This is a genomic window from Ectopseudomonas composti (genome assembly GCF_001567565.1).
In the GTDB taxonomy this organism is placed as follows: Bacteria; Pseudomonadota; Gammaproteobacteria; order Pseudomonadales; family Pseudomonadaceae; genus Aquipseudomonas; species Aquipseudomonas composti_A.
On the sequence record NZ_LSSW01000030.1, the window covers coordinates 145,885 to 166,518 of the forward strand.

The window sequence follows — 20,634 nt, forward strand, 5'->3', positions numbered from 1 at the left end:
GATAAGCTGCCATGCATTGCTGCGCCAAGCCTGCAACAACGACAGGCAGCCCCATGACCAGGAACCTTGCCTATGAGTGCCTTTCAGGAAATCGCAGCCCTGCTCAGCCTGTCCGCGCTGCTCGGCATGCTCGCCGTGAAGCTGCGCCAGCCACTGATCATCGCCTACATTCTGGTTGGCATTCTCGCCGGCCCGGCGGTGATGAACCTGTCCGGCGATCACAGTTCCATCAGCCTGCTATCGGAAATCGGCATCACCGTGCTGCTGTTCGTCGTTGGCCTGAAACTGGACATGCACCTGGTCCGCACCCTGGGTGCGGTGGCCCTGGCCACGGGCCTGGGACAACTGGCCTTCACCATCCTCGCGGGGCTGGCCCTGTGTCGCCTGCTGGGCCTGGACTGGACGAGCGCCGGTTACGTGGCCGTCGCGCTGACCTTCTCCAGCACCATCATCATCGTCAAGCTGCTATCGGACAAAGGCGAGATCGACTCGCTGCATGGGCGCATCGCCATGGGTTTTCTCATCGTGCAGGACATCGCCGTGGTGCTGGCAATGCTGGTGATCAGCCTGTATCAGCCGGCCAACAGCGAACACGCGGGCCTGTCGCCGCTGGCACTGATCGCTGCGCTGCTGGCCAGCCTGCTGGGGCTCTATGCACTGATGCGCTTCGCCCTGCCCCGCCTGCTGACGCCCATGGCCCGCTCCCCCGAGCTGCTGATGCTGGTCGCAATCGCCTGGGGCACGCTGCTGGCAGGCGGCGCCGAGGCCCTTGGCCTGTCCAAGGAGCTGGGCGCGTTCATCGCCGGCTTCTGCCTGGCCTCCACACCGCTGCGCGAGGCGATCGCCAGCCGCCTGACCAGCCTGCGCGACTTTCTCCTGCTGTTCTTCTTCCTGCACCTGGGCATCCAGCTGGACTTTTCCTACCTGCACCAGCAGATCGGCAGCGCCGTGCTGCTGTCGCTGTTCGTGCTGATCGGCAACCCGCTGATCGTCATGGCCATCATGGGCGCCATGGGCTACCGCAAGCGCACCGGTTTCATGGCCGGGCTGACGGTGGCGCAGATCAGCGAGTTCTCCATCATCTTCGTCGCCATGGGCATCAGCCTCGGCCACGTGGGCGGGGCGGCGCTGGGGCTGACGACCCTGGTAGGAATCATCACCATCACTCTGTCCACCTACATGATTCTCTACTCGCAGCCGCTGTTCGAACGCCTTGCGCCCTGGCTCGGCCTGTTCGAACGGCGTGTCGCCCACCGCGAGAATGCCGAGGACAACGCCCCCGCACAGGCGCAGCCACAAGTCATCGTCTACGGCCTGGGCCGCTACGGGCGTGAGCTGGCGTATCGCCTGCAGGACGGAGGCCTGCGCGTGCTGGGTGTGGACTTCGACCCACAGGCGCTGGCCAGCGCGCGCCAGGCAGGCCTGGCCGTGTGCTACGGCGATGCCGAGGACGCCGACTTCATTGCCCACCTGCCCCTGGCACAGGCACGCGCACTGGTCAGCACCATCCCCCAGCGCGAGGTCAATGCATTGCTGCTGCGTGCAGCACGCAGTGCCGGTTTTCGCGGCAGCGTGACCCTCAGCGCCTTTCGCGAAGGCGACCTGGAAGCCTTCAATCGCGCCGGTGCGGCCAGTGTCCTGCAGCCCTATATCGATGCCGCCGACTCGGCCGCCCGGCGCCTGTTGCAGGAAGTCGAAGCGCCGCTCAGTTGAACTCGGCGCAGTGCAGGCAGTACTCGGCAACCGGCATGGCGGCCAGGCGCGCCGCGTCGATCGGCTCACCGCAGCACAGGCATTCGCCATAACGGCCTTCGGCCAGGCGCTGCTGTGCCTGACGCACCAGCACCAGTCCATGTTCGGCCTCCGCCAACAGGGCTTCGAGCACTTCATCGTTCTGCCGCTGCTGCGCCTGCTCGGCGAAATCCGCCGAGTGGCTGCGCCCCAGATCGCGGCGAATCGCCTCGGCGCGGGTCGTGTAGTCATGCAGCAGAGCGTCCAACACATCACGGTGAGCCATGAGCCATCTCCTTGGGTAATAAAGAAGGCTCAGTGTGATCGGCAGCGCAGCGTGCCTGACTGACACCGATCAGCACTTGCGCGAAATGCCAACCTCGGCTGCCTTGACACCCATCAACCGCCTGGCCAAAGCTCGGACATCGCCATGACCAGAAGAACAGCGACCTTGAAACGGATATTCACCGCTCTCGCCCTGAGCCTCAGCCTGCCCCTGCATGCAGCCACGGTCGAACAGCTGGCCAACGATCCCTACTGGATCGCCCTCGGTCACTACGAAACCGGCAAGCTCGGCGGCTGGCGCAGCTATGTCGACGATGACGACTTCTTTCTCGCAGAACAGGGCGCCAGCGACCCGAGCGCCGAGCTGCAGGCGACCGTCAAGGCGCTGTACCAACCTGCCGAGCTGGGCGACCGCCACCCGCAGTGCATCTACCCGGCGCGCACACGCTGGCTCAAGGCGCAATTGCAACTCGATGACCTGCCCCAGCCGGACTGCGCCGAATATCGAAACTGGTTCGCCGACGTCAATCCACACAGCACCGTACTGGTGTTTCCGGCCGCCTATCTGAACAGCCCATCATCGATGTTCGGCCACACCCTGCTGCGCATCGACCAGCCCGACATCGACAGCCACAACACCGCACTGCTGAGCTACGCGCTGAATTTCGGCGCCTTCATCGAAGGCGACGACAACAGCATCCTCTATGCCTGGCGCGGGCTGATGGGGGGCTACCCCGGCCTGTTCGCCCTGGTGCCCTACCGCGACAAGCTCAGCGAATACAACCGCCTGGAAAACCGCGACCTGTGGGAATACCGGCTGAACCTCACAGCGGAAGAAACCGCGCGCATGGTCGAGCACGTCTGGGAGCTCAAACAGATCCGCTTCGACTACTTCTTCTTCGACGAGAACTGCTCCTACCGTCTGCTCGAGCTGCTGGAAATCGCCCGCCCCGGCATCGAGCTGACCGAACACTTCCCGCTCACTGCCATCCCCACCGACACCGTGCGTGCGGTCAAGGACGCGGGGCTGATCGAACGTATCGACTATCGCCCGTCGCGTGAGCGCGAACTGCTGGCGCGCGCCGAACCACTTGATCGTGACGAACAAGCCTGGGTGCTGCGCCTGAGCGAAGACCCGACGCAACTCAAGGAGGCCGATTTTCTCGCTCTGCCGGCCGAGCGCCGCGCGCTGATTCAGGATGCCGCCTTTCGCCTGGTGCGCTACCACGCCAACGACGAAGAGCGCAGCAGCAACGCCCAGCGCAGCTTCCAACTGCTCGGCGCGATCAACCGCAACCCGCCACCGCCCCTGGAAGTCGAGCGCCCGCCGCTGCCCGAGGAAGGTCACGAGTCACGCACCTGGCAGCTGGCCGGCGGTAGCCGTGATGATCGCGCCTTCGCCGAGTACGGCCTGCGCATGGCCTACCACGACCTGAACGACAACCTCGACGGCTTCCCCCTCGGCGCGCAGATCGAGATTCTCCAGCTCAAACTGCGTCAGTACGAGAACAACCACTGGCAGCTGCAACGCCTGGACCTGGCCAATATCCGCTCACTTACACCACGCAATGCACTGCTGCGGCCGCTGTCCTGGCAGGTCGGCGGCGGGCTGGAGCGCGTACTGGGTGAAGACGGCGATAGCCGGCTGGTCGGCCATTTCAGCGGTGGTGCCGGCGCCAGCTGGCAACTGAGCGACGACCTGCTCGGCTTCGCCCTTGGCACCGCACGCCTGGAATACAACGAGGATTTCGCCGCCGTCATCGCCCCCGCGATGGGCTTCGACACCGGCCTGCTCTGGCGCCACCCAGTGGGCAACCTGACCCTGGAGGCAGCCGGCGACTATTTCCACAACGGCGAAGTGCGCCGCCGCCTGTCGCTCAACCAACAGTGGGAAGTGTCACGCAACCTCGGCCTGCGCCTGAGTGCCCAGCGTGAATTCAGCCAACTCGCCAGCCCGGTCAACGAGGTAAAACTGGAGCTGCGTTGGTATCACTACTGACACACCGCCTGCCAATCCAGGCCGAAGCGCGCCAGGTACTTGCGCAGGCGGTCGGCATCGTTGGGTTGCGCCTTGGCCAGGCGTGACACCTGATACAGGCGTCTGCCCGCTTCCGACAGGCTGTCGGCCTGGCGGCACACCTCGATCACCGCCTGCAGCTGCAGACGGTCGAACAGATCGAGGCCGGCAGCCTGCTCACCGAGCAGGTCGCCCAGCGCGTCCTGCTGCTGGGCCAACCCCCAGGCTCGCCGCAACCGCGTGATTTCCTCCTCGACCTGCGCCTCGTCGATACGCCCGCTGTCGGCCAGGGTGGCCATGCGTGTGATCGAGGCCGACAGCTCGCGGAAGTTGCCCTGCCAGGCCGCCTCGCTCGAGCTGGCAAACGCCAGGTAGCGGCGCCGGGCCTCCAGGTTGAAGCGCACCATGCGCCCCTGCTCGCGGGCATGACGCTCCAGCTCGAAGTCGATGTTCGGCTCGATGTCCTCACGGCGCCCGGCCAGCCCCGGCAGCTCGAAGGTCCACAGGTTGATGCGGGCGTAGAGGTCCTCACGGAACAGGCCCTCGGCGACCCGCGTACGCAGGTCGCGGTGCGTGCCGGCGATCAGCAGAAAGTCGCTGCTGACCTCCTTGTCCGAGCCCATCGGAAAGAAGCGTTTTTCCTCGACGGCCTTGAGCAGCATGGCCTGCTCGTCGAGGCCCAGCTCGCCGATCTCGTCGAGAAACAGCATGCCGCCATCGGCCGCGCGCAGCAGCCCATCGCGGGCATTCTGCGCACCGGTGAAGGCGCCCTTAATATGGCCGAACAGCGCCGACATAGCGCCGTCGCCGCGCAAGGTGGCGCAGTTGACCTCGACGAAACGCCCCTCGACCAGATGGCGACTGCGCTTGAGTTCGTACACGCGGCGAGCGAGGAATGACTTGCCGGCACCGGTCGGGCCGATCAGCAGCATCGGCGCCGAGGAGCGCAGCGCGACCCGTTCGATCTGCTCGATGCTACGGTTGAAGGCGTCATTACGCGTGGCGATGCCGGACTTGAGGAAGGCCAGGCTTTCCAGGCGCTTGCTCTGAAAGCGCGAGGCAATAAGGTCATAGCGCGACAGGTCGAGGTCGATCAGTGCATGGGTACCGGTGACCTGCGCCGCCTCATCACGCTTGCGCGCCGGCGAGGTCTGCACCAGCCGTGCCGGCAGATAGCGCGCCTCGGTCAGCAGGAACCAGCAGATCTGTGCCACGTGGGTACCGGTGGTGATATGCACCAGGTAGTCCTCGTGCTCGGTATCGAAGGCATAACCACTGGTGAAGTCATGCAGCGCGCCATACACCTCCTCGAAATCCCAGGGGTTGCGCAGGTGCATCGGCTGCAGGCGCACCTCGGTTTCCGGGGATATCTGTTGGATGTCGGCGCGGATGCGCTCGGCCAGGCTGAGGTCGCGCGCATCGGTACCGTGAATCAACTCCAGGCGATCGATCAACAGATCGGCCTGCTGACACAGACCGATGCTCGGCCGCCACTTGTTCCAGCGGTTGGCGCCCTTGCCGACCCGGTCCAGGGTCGTGCCGATGAAACCGATGGCGACTGTGCGTTTGCCATTCATATCCACCGCCTCAGAAACTATCCATAAAGATAAGAAACGATATTATCAGATATAAAAATCAGAGCGAACGCTGCCAAGCAGTTTTCCATAACGGGCAAAAATAAAATATTAAATTCTTATAAATCAATAACTTAAAAATAAATCACAGCAAGAAAACGAAACCTGGCACAGCCGCTGCAATAGTTCTGGCACAACGGATAAACACAGCGAGACGCCACGATGGCCAACTTCAATCTGTTCAACACCCGGGCCGCGCAACTGCCGGCCAGCGACACCCTGAATCAGCAGCAGGCACCGGCTTATGCCTACACGCCCAAGCACAAGCTGGCTCAGCTCGCCGTCACCGGCTGCCTGAACCAGACCTTCTACGCCGATGCTGAAACGCAGCTGGCCGAAGTGCTGAAGCTGGTCGCCGGACTCGACGCCCGCTACGTGGCCAAGGCCGCACTGTACGCCCGCAAGAAAGGCCACATAAAAGACATGCCGGCCCTGCTGCTGGCAGCCCTGGCCGCCCAGCGTTCGAGCCTGGTGCCGGCGCTGTTCGAGCAGGTGGTGGACAACGGCAAGATGCTGCGCACCTTCGTGCAGATCCTGCGCAGCGGCGTGACCGGGCGCAAATCGCTCGGCTCGCAGCCCAAGCGACTGGTGCAGAACTGGCTGAACACGGCCAGCGAACGCCAGCTGCTGCAGGCGGCGATCGGCAACCAGCCGTCACTGGCAGACGTGGTGAAGATGGTTCACCCCAAGCCGAGCGAAGCCTGGCGCGCCGCCTTCTTCGCCTGGCTGATCGGCAAACCGGCCGATGCCGCCGCCCTGCCGCCGCTGACCCGCGCCCTGCTGGCCTTTCGCAGCGGCGCCAGCAGCGAACTGCCGGACGTACCGTTCCAGTTGCTCGGCAACGAGACGCTGAGCGCCGAGCATTGGGCCGAACTGGCTGGACGCATGGGCTGGCAGGCACTGCGCATGAACCTCAACACCCTGCAGCGCCACGGCGCACTGGCGGTCGAGGGTTGCGCAGAGCGGGTTGCACAGCGTCTGGCTGATGCCGAAGCCGTGGCCAAGGCACGGGTTTACCCGTACCAGCTGCTGGCCGCCTACCGCATGACTGGCGACGGTGTGCCGCTGGCCGTGCGCGAGGCGCTGCAGGACGCCCTGGAGCTGTCGCTGGCCAACGTGCCGGCGCTGAGCGGCCATGTGGTGGTGTGCCCGGACGTGTCCGGCTCGATGCACAGCCCCGTGACCGGCTACCGCCAGGGCGCGACCACGGCTGTGCGCTGCATCGATGTCGCGGCGCTGGTGGCAGCGGCCATCCTGCGCAAGCAACCGCGCGCTCAGGTACTGCCGTTCGAGAACAAGGTGGTGAAGGTAGCGCTCAACCCACGTGACAGTGTGATGAGCAACGCTTCGAGGCTGGCGGCGGTCGGCGGTGGCGGCACCAGCTGCTCCGCGCCGCTCAAGCAACTGGCCGACGCCAAGGCCAAGGTGGACACACTGGTTCTGGTTTCCGACAACGAATCCTGGATCGACGCCCGCCGCCACGGCGCCACCGAAACCCTGCGGCAGTGGGAGCGGATCAAGCACATCAACCCGCAAGCGCGGCTGATCTGCATCGATCTGCAGCCCTACGGCACCACGCAGGCGGCGGACCGCAAGGACATCCTGAATGTCGGCGGCTTCAGCGACGCGGTGTTCGATGTGCTGGCACAGTTCGCCAGCGGCCGCTTCGGCGCCGGCCACTGGGTCGACGCCATCGAGCAGATGGAGTTATGACAACGCGCCCGGCCAATTGCGGCCGGGCACACAGATCAACGATTTCGAGCGCATTCGAATGCCGATGGGACTACATCCAAGACGTCTCATCACACCCTTGTCGACTGCGCACGAAGGCACGAATGCCAGTGGCTGTACATTGGTTATGCCGGTTTCGATACCGGCCCGTGGCAACACGGAACAGTCACTCATCTTGTCGTGCCACCTGATTCAGAGTTTTGCGACGAATGCCGGTGGAACTACACCCTTCCACGGTCGAGATGCGGGTTCGAATCCCGTCGACTCCATCACTGCGGGGTCGTAGTTCAATGGCAGAACACGAAAACGTTTCACCACACCTTGTCGTCGCATCTTTTTTGGCCCGCCACGGCGGGCCGGCAGCGAATGCCACGGGTACTACATTGGGTCGCGGGTTCGAATCCCGCCAGCCGCAAGGCTGTAGCTCAGTCGGTAGAGCAAATGTGCCCGTTATCTCGTCGCTGCGCGGAGGCCCGGCCTCCACTTTTTTGCTTGACCCGGCGAATGCCGGTGGAACTACAGAACGTGAAGGTTGCGGGTTCAACTCCCGCCCCGGCAACGGGTAGCTCAATGGGATAGAGCAGCGCGCATGTTTCACCACCTCTAGTCGCCTCACTGAACACACGCCGGATAACCGGCACGAATGACGAGTGAATGACGATGCAAACCAAGACTTACAACCTGCTGGAAGTGGCCAATGGCAAGCCGATCAAGCTGTGGACGCAAGGCGTCCCGGTCGAGGAGGACGCCAAGCAGCAGTTGATGAACACGGCGCAGATGCCGTTCATCTTCAAGCACCTGGCGGTGATGCCGGATGTGCACCTGGGTAAGGGTTCGACCATCGGCAGCGTGATCCCCACGGTCGGTGCGATCATCCCGGCGGCCGTTGGTGTGGATATCGGTTGCGGCATGATCGCCGCGCGCACCACGCTGATGGCCCACGACCTGCCGGATAACCTGGCCGGCCTGCGCGCTGCCATCGAGAAGGCCGTGCCGCATGGCCGTACTTCCGGGCGCGGTGCCCGCGACAAAGGCGCCTGGGAGAACGTGCCGGAGCAGACCGACCACGCCTGGTCGGCGCTGAGCGAGCGCTTCAAGCTGATCACCGACAAGCACCCGAAGCTGGAGAAGACCAACAACCGCAAACACCTGGGAACCCTGGGTACCGGCAACCACTTCATCGAGGTCTGCCTGGATGAAGCCAATCGCGTGTGGTTCATGCTGCACAGCGGATCACGCGGCGTGGGGAACGCCATCGGTAACCTGTTCATCGAACTGGCCCAGGCCGATATGCGCCAGCACATCGCCAACCTGCCGCACCGCGACCTGGCCTACTTCGAAGAAGGCAGCCAGCACTTCAACGACTACGTGGAAGCCGTGGGCTGGGCGCAGGACTTCGCCAAGCAAAACCGCGCACTGATGATGCACGCGGTGATCGCGGCGGCGCGAGGCGTGATCAGCAAGCCGTTCGACGTGGCACTGGAAGCGGTGAACTGCCACCACAACTATGTGCAGAAGGAGCGCCACTTCGGCGAAGAGGTGCTGGTAACGCGAAAAGGTGCGGTGTCGGCGAAGAAGGGAGAACTGGGGATCATCCCCGGCTCCATGGGGGCCAAGAGCTTCATCGTGCGCGGCCTGGGCAACGAGGAAGCGTTCTGCTCCTGCAGCCACGGCGCCGGCCGAACCATGAGCCGCACCAAGGCGAAGAAGCTGTTCACCGTGGACGACCAGATCAAGGCCACGGCCCACGTCGAATGCCGAAAGGACGCCGACGTGATCGACGAGATCCCGATGGCCTACAAGGACATCGACCAGGTAATGGACGCCCAGCGCGAGCTGGTGGAAGTGATGCATACCCTGCGACAGGTGGTGTGCGTGAAAGGATGAGGTAAGGACATGCTGCAACCCATGCAAAGCCAACGACTCGACGAACTACGCATCCGCCTGGAAGCGGCGGGCTGCGTGTTCGACTTCGTGGTGATGACGCTCGACCCGACGGCTACGCCCGGCGAGGCGGAACACCGGCAGGCGTTGCAGTTGCTGTTCGAGGGCATTGAGGAACGCGCTCGCCTTGGCCGACTTGAGCTGATTGCACAAGACTCGCGCTTTGCTAAACAACGCTGGCCCGACCTGACACCCGATTTTGCACAAGCACACCCAACGGCTCTCAACCCTATAGAGCTGCATGAGCTGGCCAGTGAGGATGGCTTGCTGTGTCGGAACTTTCGCGACCCGCCCTACGGCACACAGCTGCAAGTGACGGACTTTCGCGAGTGGCAAAAGACACTGCGGCTGTATCCCGACGAGGGGCTGCAAGTGTTCGACTGGGTCGGCAACGCGGATACCGAACCTCACCGCAGCACCTGGAGCAGCTACTTCGACGAAGGCAAGGAATGGTGGGGAGTCTGGTGCCTCACGCTGTACAACCCGCGACGAAATACCTTGTCGGCGCTGGCCGCCAGCGCAACAGATTGAGCAAGGACCTCAAACATGGACATGCAACAACGCCACCCGCTCAGCGACGCCATGCGCGCACGGGTGCTGGAAGAACTTGAGCGCATAGAGCGCGAGCGCAACGTCAAGGTGCTGTATGCCTGCGAGTCGGGCAGCCGCGCCTGGGGCTTCGCCTCGCCCGACAGCGACTACGACGTACGCTTCGTCTACGTGGAAAAACCGGACTGGTTCGTCCAGGTCGACACACCACGCGACGTGATCGAGCGGCCGCTGGACGACGAGCTGGACGTCAGCGGCTGGGAGCTGCGCAAGACCCTTGGCCTGCTGCGCAAATCCAACCCGACGCTGCTGGAATGGCTCGACTCACCGTTGGTGTATCGCCAGGAAGACGACGCCACGGCGCGCCTGCGCGAACTGGCCGAGCTGTTCTACAGCCCGCCTGCGGCGCGTCATCACTACCTGTCGATGGCCAAGAAGAATTTTCGCGGCTACCTGCAAGACGAGACGGTGCGCTTCAAGAAGTACTTCTATGTGCTGCGCCCGCTGCTTGCCGTACGCTGGATCGACCAAGATCGCGGCCGCCCGCCGATGACCTTCGCCGACCTGCTGCAGACTGTGGACGACCGCGCCCTGCTGGCGGAAGTCGATGAGCTGCTGGCGCTCAAGCGCAGTGCTGACGAGTCGGCCTACGGCCCACGTCGTCCGGCCCTGCATGCGTTTATCGAAACGCAGCTGGAACAGACGGTAGCGAGCCTGCCACGCACCCGAGCGGACGATAGCGTGCTCGACACCTACCTGCGTGAGACGGTTGAGCGATACGCCTGAATGAACATGCCCTCGCGCCGCAAGGGCATGTTCAGCGAACACAAGGACACAACATGAACACGGACTTCCTCGAACTGGACGGCGCCATCGGTGGCGGCCAGATTCTGCGCAGCGCGCTGAGCCTGTCGATGCTTACCGGCCAGCCGTTTCGCATCCACAACATCCGCGCCAAGCGCAGCCGGCCGGGCTTGCTGCGCCAGCATCTGACCGCAGTGACTGCCGCCGCGCAGATCAGCTCGGCCAACACCTGCGGTGTCGAGCTTGGCTCACAGAGCCTGAGTTTCGTACCGGGGCCGATTCGCGGCGGCGATTACCGCTTCGCCATCGGCACCGCCGGCAGCTGCAGCCTGGTGCTGCAGACGCTGCTGCCCGCCTTGCTGCAGGCCGACACTCCGAGTCGCATCCATCTAAGCGGCGGTACGCACAACCCGCTGGCGCCGCCGTTCGAGTTTCTCGCGCACAGCTGGCTGCCGTTGTTGCAGCGCATGGGCGCCCAGGTCGAGCTGCAGTTGCTGCGCCACGGTTTCGTGCCGGCCGGCGGTGGTGAAGTGACCCTGCAGATAACCCCTGGCACCCTGCAGCCGCTGCACCTGAGCGGCCCCGGCGAGCGCCTCGGCCAGCAGGCTCGGGCACTGCTGGCCGACGTGCCGGGGCATGTAGCCGAACGCGAACTGGCTCGGGTCAGCAAGCGCCTGAAATGGCCGGACGAAGACCTCAAGGGTGTATGGCTGGATCGGGACATCGGCCCCGGCAACATATTGCTGCTGGAGGTCACCTGCAGCGATGTCACCGCCGTATTCAGCAGCGTTGGGCAAACCAGCGTGCGCGCCGAACAGGTAGCCGACCAGGCCATCGAACAGGCGCGCACCTGGCTCGGCAGCGGCGCTGCTGTCGAGGAGCACCTGGCAGACCAACTGCTGCTGCCGCTGGCCATGGCCGGTGCAGGCAGTTTCACCACACCGCACATCAGCGAGCACTTGAGCAGCAACATAGAGGTCATCCGACACTTCATGGATATCGACATCCAGTGCGACAAATCGAACGGTAACGTTCTGGTGCGCGCGCTGCGACGCTGACGGGTTTCGCCGATAACCGGCCACTGACTCAAGCTCTCCTATACTGCAACTCCCAACACCCGTTTCAGGAGAGTCACCATGCGTCGCACGCTCATGTTTCTCGCCGCTGCCCTGATCAGCCTGCCGCTATGGGCCATGCACTGCCCGCAGGACATGGCCAAGATCGATGCGCTGCTGCAAAGCGATCCACCGTCCGATCCCGAGGTGCTGGCCAAGGTCAAGGAGCTGCGCGCCGAGGGAGAAACACTGCACAAGGCAGGCGATCACGCAGAGTCGGTCAAGGTCCTCGGCGAAGCGCTGGATCTGCTGTCAGCCAGCGAGTAAGCCTTCAGAAGCCGCTATAGAGCAGACCCAACGCCACCTGCCTGACCTCCTGTAGATCCACCGGCTTGCTCAGGCAGGCCGACGCCCCGCGAGCCTTGGCATCCTCGAACAGACGGGCGTCGGCCACTGCACTGATCACCATCACCGGCACATCACGTAGCCGTGGCTCGGCACGCATGGCATCGAGCACTTCCAGCCCGTTGCCATCGGGCAGGTCGATGTCCAGCAGCACCAGCGCCGGCTCGCTGCCCTGCAGTTCAGCCAGCGCACGCTGGCAGGAACCCACGCCTCTGACCTCGGCAAATTCACGCAACGATGCCTGGAGAATCCTCAGGCAAGCTGGGTGATCCTCCACGCACAGCACCTGCACCAGACTCTGCACACTCTGCGCGGGGGCGTCGTCAGCCTCGCCGTACGGGCCTTCAGGGCTCGCCGCACTGGGAATGTCGAGCCAGAAGCGGCTGCCTACCCCGGCTTCGCTGCGCACACCGATCTCGCCATCCATCAGCGTGGCCAACTCCCGGCACAACACCAGCCCGATGCCGGTCCCCGGAATATTCGAGCTCTCCCGCCCGAGACGCTGGAATGGCTGGAACAACTGCGCCTGCTGCTCACTGGACAATCCAGGTCCAGTGTCGTCGACCCACAGTCGCATGCAGTCGGCGCGCACCTCGTAGCCCATGCGGATCATTCCGCGCAGGCTGTTGTACTTGATCGCGTTGGACAACAGGTTGAGCAGTATCTGCCTTACCCGCCGCGGATCGCCCTGCACGAACAAGGGAGGATCGGCTGCCTCCATCACCTGCAGCTGCAGCTGTTTCTGCTGCACTTCGGGCTGCACCAGCTCGGCACAGCCCTTGAGCAGGCTGCCAATCTCGATCGGCTGCAACTGCAACTGCTGTCGCCGGCTCTCGATGCTCGACAGGTCGAGGATGTCATCCACCAGCGAAGTCAGATGGCGACTGGCACTGACGATCTCACGCGAGTAATCGGCCTCCAGTTTGGCGTCCTGCTTGTCCTGCACCTCCATCTCGATCAACTGGGCAAAGCCGTGAATGGCATTGAGCGGGGTACGCAGTTCATGACTCATGCTCGACAGGAAGCGACTCTTGGCCTGACTGGCAGCGAGCGCCTGCAGGCTGGCGTGACGCAGCTCCTCCTCGACTTGCTTGAGCCGGGTAATGTCGACGTGCGTACCGGCGATGCGCAGCGGCCAGCCGTTCTCATTACGCGACAGGACCTTGCCTCGACTGAGCAGCCAGAGGTACTCGCCACGGCAATCGAGATAGCGATACTCGGCGTCAAAGTAATCTTCGCCATTGTCCGCGAACAGCTTGCGCAGATGACGCAGGCGCTCCAGGTCGTCCGGATGTACACGCTGATTGAACTCGCTCAACGTCAGCAGCGATGCGCCCAATCCGAAGCGCCGCACAAAGCGCTCGCTGAGCTCGATGGTCAGCGAGCTGGTATCGATCTGCCAGAGGCTTTCGGTTGTGCTCTCCAGTACCAGTTGCAGGATGCTCTGCGCTTCCTGCCGCTCACGTTCGCTGGCCTTGAGCTGTTTGCCAGCCTGTTGCACGGCATCGGCCAAGCGGCTGACCTCGGCGATATGGCTGTCCGGTGCCGCTGGCAGATACTTGCCCTGTCCAAGGCTGGCGGCCATGTCGACGATGCCATTGATGGGGCCCGCCAGTTGCTCGCTGAGGTTGCGCGAGCGCAGCCACATCAGGGCAAAAAACAGCAGGTAGAAGCCGCCCAGGCCGGCAATCAGCAGATAACCGATCTGCATGTAGCGCTCGGCCAACTGGTTGGTGTCCTGAAATATCTGCTGCTCATCCACCACCAGCAACAGACGCCAGCCGGTCTGCGGAACCTCGCTCCAGGCCACCAGTTGCTTGCGACCGCCAAGCAGCACCTCCTGCACACTGCCATCACCTGAGTTCATCGCCTGCAGCAACGACGCCATGCCCTCGCGCGTGGCCAGGTTGAAATCCTCGGGCTTGAGCACCTCGCGGCGCACGGCTTCATCGTAGGAATACTGAGTCAACTCACGCAGGCCGAAGTCCCGCTCACCGGCCTTCGGCAGCGCCATGATGTTGTGGTCATGGCTGACCAGCATCGCATAGCCCTGCCAGGGCACGTCGAGGTCCCCGATCTCCCCCAGAATCTGACCGACCGTCACGTCGAGACCGACCACACCTTCGAGAAAATCATCCCGATAGACCGGAGCGATTGCCGACATCATCCAGCCCAGCCCGGCGGGGTCGAGATACACCTCGGTCCACATTACCTTGCGTTGCGGGTTGTGCTTGGCGTCGGCGAGGTAATAGAAGTTGTAGTCGGGTATCACCATGTCATGGGGATACTGCGCAGGCGTATCGAACCAGGGGTAAATGCGGTTGTAGCTGTCCCAGGTATTGAAATACAGGGCAGCGACCAACGGGTTGGCCTGCTGAATCGAACGCATCAAGGGATCGAGCTGCGACAGGCGCATCACCTTGTCGTGATCCTGTTGCGCCAAGGGTGTGCTGTTGGCGTAGAACGACGCCGCGCGCCCATCATCGCTGCGGGTATAGAAAACGCCGCTGTCGGTCACGGCATGGCGCTGACGCTCAAGGCCGTCAGCCTGGAAACGGCTATCGAACAAAGCCTTGTGGGTGGCATCACGATACACCTGCACCAGCGACTCGATTGAGCGCAGGCGACCGTCGATCACCTGACTTTCACGTAAAGCGGCACTGGCCAGATCCTGGACTGCCGTCTCCTGCAGATGGCCGATCTGCGCATCGCGGATCGCCTGATTGCTCAGCAGGTAAACCGTAATCAGCACCGACTCCACCAGAATCAGCGGGATGAGCGCACTTTGCACAAACGCGCGCCAGATCCACTGACGTAGAGGGTAGCGGCTACAACTCGGCATTACGGTTCCTTGCAGAGGGCGCAGGCAGATGCGAGCCGTCATCATAGCGTCCCGAGAGGGAATCCGCAGTCGACGCTGAGGAACCTTTGCCGTACACTCTGCGTCCTATCTGTAACCACGCAGTTTTGGGGCCGATTAGGATTCGACGCCGGTAGCGAAGCTCGAGGTGCATGCCGACTTGGTAACAGAAGTCGTAAATAAACTGTTGCAACTTTCTATAGTTGCCAATGACGAAAACTACGAGGGCTACGCTCTCGCTGCGTAAGCGGCGCGACTAGTCCTTCTGGTAGCTTCGGCTCCAGCGATCACTAGGGGATGCCTGTAAACCTGAAGTGATTGTCATGCAGAACAGGATCGCCGCGTAGTACGTTGTGGACGAAGTGGCTAAAACTTACACAACTCGCCCAATGCACCCTGCCCGTCGGGCGGCTGAGGGTTAACTCAATAGACACGGCTAAGCATGTAGTACCGACAGTGGAGAACTGGCGGACGGGGGTTCAAATCCCCCCGGCTCCACCAAATAAACCCCTGATTTTCCTAGAGAAAGTCAGGGGTTTTTCTTTGGGGTGTCGAAAAAGTGTCGAAGCGTTAAGCCTGCTGGAGAAGATCGCTTTCGATGTCTGAAAAGTTACTGATCTTCACCGAACCATCGGGAAACCGGGCAATGACATCCAACTGACCACCCATGGCTTCGATGTGGCTACGCAAAGTGGAAATGTACATGTCAGTACGCTTTTCCATCTTGGCAATGGATGGTTGCTGTACATGCAGCACCTCAGCCAGCACCTTCTGTGACAACCCACGAGCCTGGCGCAGCTCATGAAGCGGCATCTCTGCAAGCAACTCCTGGGCTTTGGCCTCTACCCTGGCCTGAGCCTCAGGCGCCATTTTTGCGCGCAGCTCTGCAAATTTCTTAGCCATCTATCAAGCCCTCCTTTCGAAGCTGTTCCAGATGTTCGTCATACAGTCGATCAGACAGCGGAACGTTAATGTCATACCAACGATCATCACCAGTCTTGTCGCCACCAATCAGCAAAATAGCCGAGCGCCTGGGATCGAACGCATACAGGGTTCTGTATGGCCGGCCTTCGTGCTGCGTCCTCAGCTCGCGCATATGGCTGTGACGAGAGCCGTTGATTCCGCTGCTGTGTGGAAAGCCGAGTGACGGGCCTCGCTCCTCCAGAAGCTGGACTGACACCGCAACGGACTCCTGCTCCTCAGCAGACAAGCTTTCCCACCACTCACCGAATTCGTCGGTGTATTCAATATCCCAAGTCATGGCGGAAATATAACCCTGAAGGAATATTCCATCAATGGAATATCTGAATCATAGAGACCAGAGCGGGCCAAAGCGTACCGCATCCTGTAGATGATCCGGCGCCAAGTGCACATAGCGCATGATCATCGCCAGGCTCGAATGACCCAGGATTATCTGTAGCGTGAGGATGTTCCCGCCCTTCTGCATGAAGTGGCTGGCGAAGGTGTAGCGCAGTGCTTGGCTGGCCTGCCCTCTCGGCAGCTCGATGCCAGATGGGTTGAGCGCTCGGCGGAACCAAGTGATAGGCCCGGTCGGGCTGGAGGCGGCTGATGCTCGCGATTCCAGTCCCTAATCAGCATGCCCGCGACCCTGCCAACAAAGCCCTACGCGCGCTCAGCGGAGGCGCCCAGTGCAAACGCCCTGACATTGGCGAAGGCCTCGCCGAAGTAGGCTTCGTAGCTGTGCTTCTCGACATAGCCCAGGTGCGGGGTGCAGAGGATACGCGGATGGGTCAGCAGCGGATGATCGGCCTGCAGGATCGGTTCCTGCTCGAACACGTCCAGCGCTGCCTGGCCAGGACGGCCGCGGTTCAATGCATCGAGTAGTGCCCCCGGCGCGATCAGTTCCGCGCGACTGCTATTGACCAGCAGTGCGTCGGGCTTCATGCGCGCCAGATCGTCGGCGCCCACGCAATGCCGTGTGGCCTCTACCAGGCGCAGGTGCAGGGTGAGGATATCGGCTTGCTCGAAGAAGGCCTCGCGTGTCGCCGCTGCCTCATATCCGTCGGCCACGGCCGCCTGGCGCGACGACTCGCTGCCCCACACCAGTACCTGCATGTCGAAGGCCCGCGCATAACGCGCCAGGCGCTGGCCGATCTTGCCGTAGCCCCATATGCCCAGCGTCTGGCCATAGAGACGCTGGCCCAGGTTGACCTGCCAGTGCCCGGCATACAGACCGTTCATGGCCTCGCGCAACTGCCGCCGGGCATTGAGGATCAGTGCCCAGGTCAGCTCGGCTGCTGCGATGGGCGAGCCGGTACCTTCGGCAACCGTTACGCCGCGTTCGCGACAGGCGTCCAGATCGAGGTGCGGGCCGGCTCGCCCGGTCTGGCTGATCAGTTTCAGGTGGGGCAAGCGCGCCAGCAGCGCGGCATCGATACGTGCGCGTTCGCGAGTGAGCACCAGCGCTTCAGCATCGGCGAAGCGCTCGGCCAGCACATCCGGATCGCTGACAGGATCGTGATACAGGCGAACATCGAAACCATCCAGCAGGCTGAAACAATCGAGCGTTTGCACGACCCGCTGATAGTCATCCGGTATCACGATACGCATGCCGAGCCTCCGAATCAGGCCACGCTGGCGGCGCGGCCCTGCTGACGACGCGCACGCCAGGCGCGCCAGAATGGCAGCACGATCATCACGGCCACCAGGCCCCAGACCACCCAGGTGATCGGGCTGGCGAACAGGATACCGATATCGCCGCTGGACAGGGACAGCGCGCGGCGCAGATTCTGCTCCATCATCCCGCCGAGGATGAACCCCAGGAGAATCGCCGACAGCGGGAAGTCCATCTTGCGCAGGACGTAACCGAACAGGCCGATGGCGATCATCAGATAGAGGTCGAAGGTGGTTGCATGCACCGCGTACACACCGATGGCCGTGACGATCGCCACCGCGGGCACCAGCGCCCAGTACGGTACGGCCAGCACCTTGGTGAAGACCTTGATCATCGGCACGTTCATCACGATCAGCATGATGTTGGCGACGAACAGCGAAGCGATCAGGCCCCAGACGATGTCCGGCTGGTGCTGGAACAGCAAAGGCCCTGGCGTAATGTTGTACAGCGTCAGGGCGCCGAGCATCACCGCGGTGGTCCCCGAACCCGGCACGCCGAGGGTCAGCATCGGCACCATGGAGCCGCAGGCAGCGGCGCTGTTGGCGGTTTCCGGTGCAGCCAGGCCACGCAGGTCGCCATTGCCGAACTTGTTGTCCTTCACCGCCATGCGCTTCTCGCTCATGTACGACACCGCACTGGCCAGCGTCGCGCCAGCACCCGGCAGCACGCCGAGGACGAAGCCAACCACGCCACTGCGCAGGTTGGTGGCGAGCACAAAACCACCTTCCTTGAGGGTGAAGAGCATGCGGCCGCTGGCCTTGATCGCCTTCTGCCCATGGTGGGTGCGCTCGAGCAGCACCAGCAGTTCACTGACCGAGAACAGGCCCAGCACCAGCACCACGAACTGGATACCGTCAGCCAGCCCGAGGCTGCCGAAGGTGAAGCGATAGACACCGCTGTTGGCGTCGATGCCCACGCACGACAGCAACAGACCGATCAGCGCGGCAACAGCGGTCTTCAACGGCTTGCTGCCGGCCATACCGGCCAGACAGGTGATGGCGAAGACCATCAGCACGAAGTATTCGGCCGGGCCGAAGGCCACTGCCCACTTCGCCAGCAAGGGCGCAAACAGCACCACACCGATGGTGGCGATCACGCCGCCGATGAACGAGCTCCAGGCCGACAGCGACAGGGCCACGCCCGCCTGCCCCTGACGCGCCAGGGGATAACCGTCGAGGGTGGTCATCACGGCGGATGCCTCACCCGGAATATTGAGCAGGATCGAGGAGATACGGCCACCGTACTCGCAGCCCAGATAGACCGCAGCCAGCAGGATCAGCGCCGTCTCCGGCGGCAGACCGAGGGCGAAGGCGACCGGAATCAGCAGCGCCACGCCGTTGATCGGGCCAAGGCCCGGCAGCAGGCCGACCACTGTGCCAATCAGGGTCCCGCAGAGGGCGGTGAGCAGGTTGTAAGGACTCAGCGCCACGCCGAAGCCATGGCTGAGATAACCGAGCGTTTCCATGGGTTAGCTCTCCAGATTCGCGAGGATGCCGAGCGGTAGCGGTACCGCGAGGGCTTTGTCGAACAGCAGATAAAGGCCGATGGCGAGCACCACGCCACTGATCACGCTGTGCAGCCAGTTGCCGCCATACAGGCGCGCCATGCCGATACCGAAGAGCACACTGGCCAGAATGAAGCCGAGGCTCTCGAACAGCATCGCGTAACCAAGCATCAGGCCGAGGAAAGTCACCGACTTGAGCAGCACCGCACGATTGAGCGGTGGCTCCTCGCCTTCGGCTGGCGCTGGCGGGTTCAGTAGAAGCTGCACGCAGCCGAACGCGATCAGCAACAGCAGCAGCAACGGGAAGGCTTTGGGCCCGACCGGCTCATAGGAAAAAGGCGCGCTGTAGCCCCAGGCCAGAACAGCCAGGACGCAGCAAAGCAGCAAGGTGACCCCTGCAAAGATACGATCATGCATGGTGTTGCTCCGCAGCAATGCGCCGCCCGAAGACGGCGCATGGGACTATCACTCAACCAGGCCGAACTCTTCGCCCAGCTTGCGGTACTCCTGAACCTGCGTCTTGACCAGCTTCTCCAGCTCCGGGCCAGTCACGTAGTCGGGCAACACATCACGATCAGCCAGGTAGGTCTGGAAGTCCTTGGAGGCATGCAGCTTGTCGAACTGTGTGTGCCACCAGGCAACGTCTTCTTCCTTCACGTCCGGACCGAGGAAGTAGCCACGGATCAGCGGCCACTGAATTTCATAGCCCTGCTCGCGAGCCGTGGGGATGGAGGCCAGGTCGCCGTCCAGGCGTTTTTCGCTGAAGATCGCCAGGGTGCGGATCTTGTTGCCCTGCTGCGCACGGATCTCGCTGGCACTGCCGGTGACCAGATCGACGTGCCCGCCCATCAGCGCCATGTAGTGCTCGGCACCGCCTTCGAACGCGGCGTAACGCAGGTCGCGCGGATTGACACCGGCGGCACGTGCCAGCAGCGCGATCTTCATCCAGCCCTGACCTCCGATGCTGCCGCCGCCACCCACGATGATGCTCTTGGGGTCCTTCTTGAGGGCCTGCACCACGTCGTCGAGGTTCTTGTAGGGCGAGTCGTCGCGCACGGCAAGAGTGCCGTAGTCGTTGCCGATCACCGCCAGCCAGTTCACTGCGTTCTCATCGAAACGGCCGTACTTGCCCAGTGCCAGGTTGAGCAGCGAAGCACCGGAGAAGGCCACCAGGGTGCCCGGCTCGGCACGGCGATTGGCGGCGATGGAGTTGTAGGCCACGGCGCCGATACCACCCGGCATGTAGGTCACGCGCATTGGCGATTTGAGCAGACCTTCGTCCTTGAAACCGGCCTGGGCCAGCTTGCAGGTCAGGTCGAAACCACCGCCCGGCTTGCTCGGGGCGATGCATTCCGGGCGCGCCGGCTCATTGGCCAGCACGGAGGCGCTGGCCAGCAGAGCGGCCATGGAAAGCGGCAGGATACGGCGAATGGAACGAGTGATCATGATGGGTTCCTCTTATTAGATTTGTAGGCAAGGG

At 62.9% G+C, this 20,634-nt stretch carries 17 protein-coding genes, 1 other RNA gene and 1 pseudogene; 9 read left to right on the forward strand and 10 right to left on the reverse strand.

The features are described 5' to 3' along the window. Positions 1 to 72: 72 nt before the first annotated feature. On the forward strand, positions 73 to 1,713 hold the full coding sequence (locus tag PCLY_RS20975; RefSeq protein ID WP_061241927.1) for a cation:proton antiporter: 1,641 nt from the start codon (positions 73 to 75) through the stop codon (positions 1,711 to 1,713). Here PCLY_RS20975 and PCLY_RS20980 read toward each other — a convergent pair. Beyond that, positions 1,706 to 2,017: a TraR/DksA family transcriptional regulator gene (locus tag PCLY_RS20980; protein WP_061241928.1), complete on the reverse strand. Its 312-nt coding sequence runs from the start codon at positions 2,015 to 2,017 to the stop codon at positions 1,706 to 1,708. The two genes, PCLY_RS20975 and PCLY_RS20980, sit on opposite strands and share 8 nt — an antisense overlap. A gap of 144 nt (positions 2,018 to 2,161) precedes the next feature. On the opposite strand from PCLY_RS20980, the gene PCLY_RS20985 reads away from it, so the two are divergent. Further along, a complete protein-coding gene (locus tag PCLY_RS20985) occupies positions 2,162 to 4,015 on the forward strand; it encodes an Lnb N-terminal periplasmic domain-containing protein (protein WP_231740192.1) in 1,854 nt (617 codons plus the stop codon). Here PCLY_RS20985 and rtcR read toward each other — a convergent pair. Beyond that, on the reverse strand, positions 4,009 to 5,610 hold the full coding sequence (rtcR, locus tag PCLY_RS20990; RefSeq protein WP_061241930.1) for an RNA repair transcriptional activator RtcR: 1,602 nt from the start codon (positions 5,608 to 5,610) through the stop codon (positions 4,009 to 4,011). The genes PCLY_RS20985 and rtcR overlap by 7 nt on opposite strands. Positions 5,611 to 5,829: 219 nt before the next feature. On the opposite strand from rtcR, the gene PCLY_RS20995 reads away from it, so the two are divergent. The 6 genes from PCLY_RS20995 (at position 5,830) to PCLY_RS21020 (ending at position 12,077) form a co-directional block, all read left to right on the forward strand. Further along, positions 5,830 to 7,380: a vWA domain-containing protein gene (locus PCLY_RS20995; RefSeq protein WP_061241931.1), complete on the forward strand. Its 1,551-nt coding sequence runs from the start codon at positions 5,830 to 5,832 to the stop codon at positions 7,378 to 7,380. Between the two features lie 678 nt (positions 7,381 to 8,058). Then, positions 8,059 to 9,285 carry an RtcB family protein gene (locus PCLY_RS21000; RefSeq protein ID WP_061241932.1) on the forward strand — a complete coding sequence of 409 codons (1,227 nt, stop codon included), beginning with the start codon at positions 8,059 to 8,061 and terminating at the stop codon, positions 9,283 to 9,285. A gap of 9 nt (positions 9,286 to 9,294) precedes the next feature. Next, on the forward strand, positions 9,295 to 9,873 hold the full coding sequence (locus tag PCLY_RS21005) for a hypothetical protein (RefSeq protein ID WP_061241933.1): 579 nt from the start codon (positions 9,295 to 9,297) through the stop codon (positions 9,871 to 9,873). Between the two features lie 15 nt (positions 9,874 to 9,888). Further along, the gene (locus PCLY_RS21010) at positions 9,889 to 10,677 is read left to right on the forward strand and encodes a nucleotidyltransferase domain-containing protein (protein WP_061241934.1); all 789 of its coding nucleotides are present in this window, start codon (positions 9,889 to 9,891) and stop codon (positions 10,675 to 10,677) included. A 53-nt stretch (positions 10,678 to 10,730) separates the two neighbouring features. Continuing rightward, entirely contained in the window at positions 10,731 to 11,753 is a 1,023-nt protein-coding gene (gene rtcA / locus PCLY_RS21015) for an RNA 3'-terminal phosphate cyclase (protein WP_061241938.1), read from the forward strand. Positions 11,754 to 11,831: 78 nt separating this feature from the next. After that, the gene (locus tag PCLY_RS21020) at positions 11,832 to 12,077 is read left to right on the forward strand and encodes a hypothetical protein (protein WP_061241940.1); all 246 of its coding nucleotides are present in this window, start codon (positions 11,832 to 11,834) and stop codon (positions 12,075 to 12,077) included. Positions 12,078 to 12,081: 4 nt separating this feature from the next. Here the strand turns inward: PCLY_RS21020 and PCLY_RS21025 are convergent, their stop codons facing one another. Then, positions 12,082 to 14,997 (reverse strand): hybrid sensor histidine kinase/response regulator, encoded by a 2,916-nt coding sequence (locus tag PCLY_RS21025; RefSeq protein ID WP_061241942.1) that lies wholly within the window; start codon positions 14,995 to 14,997, stop codon positions 12,082 to 12,084. Positions 14,998 to 15,124: 127 nt separating this feature from the next. On the opposite strand from PCLY_RS21025, the gene ssrA reads away from it, so the two are divergent. Further along, positions 15,125 to 15,516: a transfer-messenger RNA gene (gene ssrA / locus PCLY_RS21030) on the forward strand. Between the two features lie 69 nt (positions 15,517 to 15,585). On the opposite strand, the gene PCLY_RS21035 is transcribed toward ssrA, so the two are convergent. The 7 genes and pseudogenes from PCLY_RS21035 to PCLY_RS21065 form a co-directional block, all read right to left on the reverse strand. Beyond that, entirely contained in the window at positions 15,586 to 15,918 is a 333-nt protein-coding gene (locus tag PCLY_RS21035) for an XRE family transcriptional regulator (protein ID WP_061241943.1), read from the reverse strand. After that, positions 15,911 to 16,276: a type II toxin-antitoxin system RelE/ParE family toxin gene (locus PCLY_RS21040; RefSeq protein ID WP_061241945.1), complete on the reverse strand. Its 366-nt coding sequence runs from the start codon at positions 16,274 to 16,276 to the stop codon at positions 15,911 to 15,913. The genes PCLY_RS21035 and PCLY_RS21040 overlap by 8 nt, the downstream gene beginning before the upstream one ends. A 48-nt stretch (positions 16,277 to 16,324) precedes the next feature. Then, positions 16,325 to 16,549: pseudogene (locus PCLY_RS21045) on the reverse strand (tyrosine-type recombinase/integrase); the annotation flags it as partial. A gap of 89 nt (positions 16,550 to 16,638) precedes the next feature. Continuing rightward, positions 16,639 to 17,586: a D-2-hydroxyacid dehydrogenase family protein gene (locus PCLY_RS21050; RefSeq protein ID WP_061241949.1), complete on the reverse strand. Its 948-nt coding sequence runs from the start codon at positions 17,584 to 17,586 to the stop codon at positions 16,639 to 16,641. 14 nt (positions 17,587 to 17,600) lie between these two features. Beyond that, complete coding sequence (locus tag PCLY_RS21055) at positions 17,601 to 19,115, reverse strand: tripartite tricarboxylate transporter permease (RefSeq protein WP_061241952.1); 1,515 nt, start codon at positions 19,113 to 19,115, stop codon at positions 17,601 to 17,603. 3 nt (positions 19,116 to 19,118) lie between these two features. Continuing rightward, entirely contained in the window at positions 19,119 to 19,571 is a 453-nt protein-coding gene (locus PCLY_RS21060) for a tripartite tricarboxylate transporter TctB family protein (RefSeq protein ID WP_061241955.1), read from the reverse strand. Between the two features lie 48 nt (positions 19,572 to 19,619). Next, positions 19,620 to 20,600 (reverse strand): Bug family tripartite tricarboxylate transporter substrate binding protein, encoded by a 981-nt coding sequence (locus PCLY_RS21065; RefSeq protein ID WP_061241957.1) that lies wholly within the window; start codon positions 20,598 to 20,600, stop codon positions 19,620 to 19,622. Positions 20,601 to 20,634: the final 34 nt, after the last annotated feature.

Excerpts from the sequence above, each read along its gene's own strand:
- PCLY_RS20975 (WP_061241927.1), top strand. The coding sequence starts at position 73 with ATGAGTGCCTTTCAGGAAATCGCAGCCCTGCTCAGCCTGTCCGCGCTG.
- PCLY_RS20980 (WP_061241928.1), bottom strand. The coding sequence starts at position 2,017 with ATGGCTCACCGTGATGTGTTGGACGCTCTGCTGCATGACTACACGACC.
- PCLY_RS20985 (WP_231740192.1), top strand. The coding sequence starts at position 2,162 with ATGACCAGAAGAACAGCGACCTTGAAACGGATATTCACCGCTCTCGCC.
- rtcR (WP_061241930.1), bottom strand. The coding sequence starts at position 5,610 with ATGAATGGCAAACGCACAGTCGCCATCGGTTTCATCGGCACGACCCTG.
- PCLY_RS20995 (WP_061241931.1), top strand. The coding sequence starts at position 5,830 with ATGGCCAACTTCAATCTGTTCAACACCCGGGCCGCGCAACTGCCGGCC.
- PCLY_RS21000 (WP_061241932.1), top strand. The coding sequence starts at position 8,059 with ATGCAAACCAAGACTTACAACCTGCTGGAAGTGGCCAATGGCAAGCCG.
- PCLY_RS21005 (WP_061241933.1), top strand. The coding sequence starts at position 9,295 with ATGCTGCAACCCATGCAAAGCCAACGACTCGACGAACTACGCATCCGC.
- PCLY_RS21010 (WP_061241934.1), top strand. The coding sequence starts at position 9,889 with ATGGACATGCAACAACGCCACCCGCTCAGCGACGCCATGCGCGCACGG.
- rtcA (WP_061241938.1), top strand. The coding sequence starts at position 10,731 with ATGAACACGGACTTCCTCGAACTGGACGGCGCCATCGGTGGCGGCCAG.
- PCLY_RS21020 (WP_061241940.1), top strand. The coding sequence starts at position 11,832 with ATGCGTCGCACGCTCATGTTTCTCGCCGCTGCCCTGATCAGCCTGCCG.
- PCLY_RS21025 (WP_061241942.1), bottom strand. The coding sequence starts at position 14,997 with ATGCCGAGTTGTAGCCGCTACCCTCTACGTCAGTGGATCTGGCGCGCG.
- PCLY_RS21035 (WP_061241943.1), bottom strand. The coding sequence starts at position 15,918 with ATGGCTAAGAAATTTGCAGAGCTGCGCGCAAAAATGGCGCCTGAGGCT.
- PCLY_RS21040 (WP_061241945.1), bottom strand. The coding sequence starts at position 16,276 with ATGACTTGGGATATTGAATACACCGACGAATTCGGTGAGTGGTGGGAA.
- PCLY_RS21050 (WP_061241949.1), bottom strand. The coding sequence starts at position 17,586 with ATGCGTATCGTGATACCGGATGACTATCAGCGGGTCGTGCAAACGCTC.
- PCLY_RS21055 (WP_061241952.1), bottom strand. The coding sequence starts at position 19,115 with ATGGAAACGCTCGGTTATCTCAGCCATGGCTTCGGCGTGGCGCTGAGT.
- PCLY_RS21060 (WP_061241955.1), bottom strand. The coding sequence starts at position 19,571 with ATGCATGATCGTATCTTTGCAGGGGTCACCTTGCTGCTTTGCTGCGTC.
- PCLY_RS21065 (WP_061241957.1), bottom strand. The coding sequence starts at position 20,600 with ATGATCACTCGTTCCATTCGCCGTATCCTGCCGCTTTCCATGGCCGCT.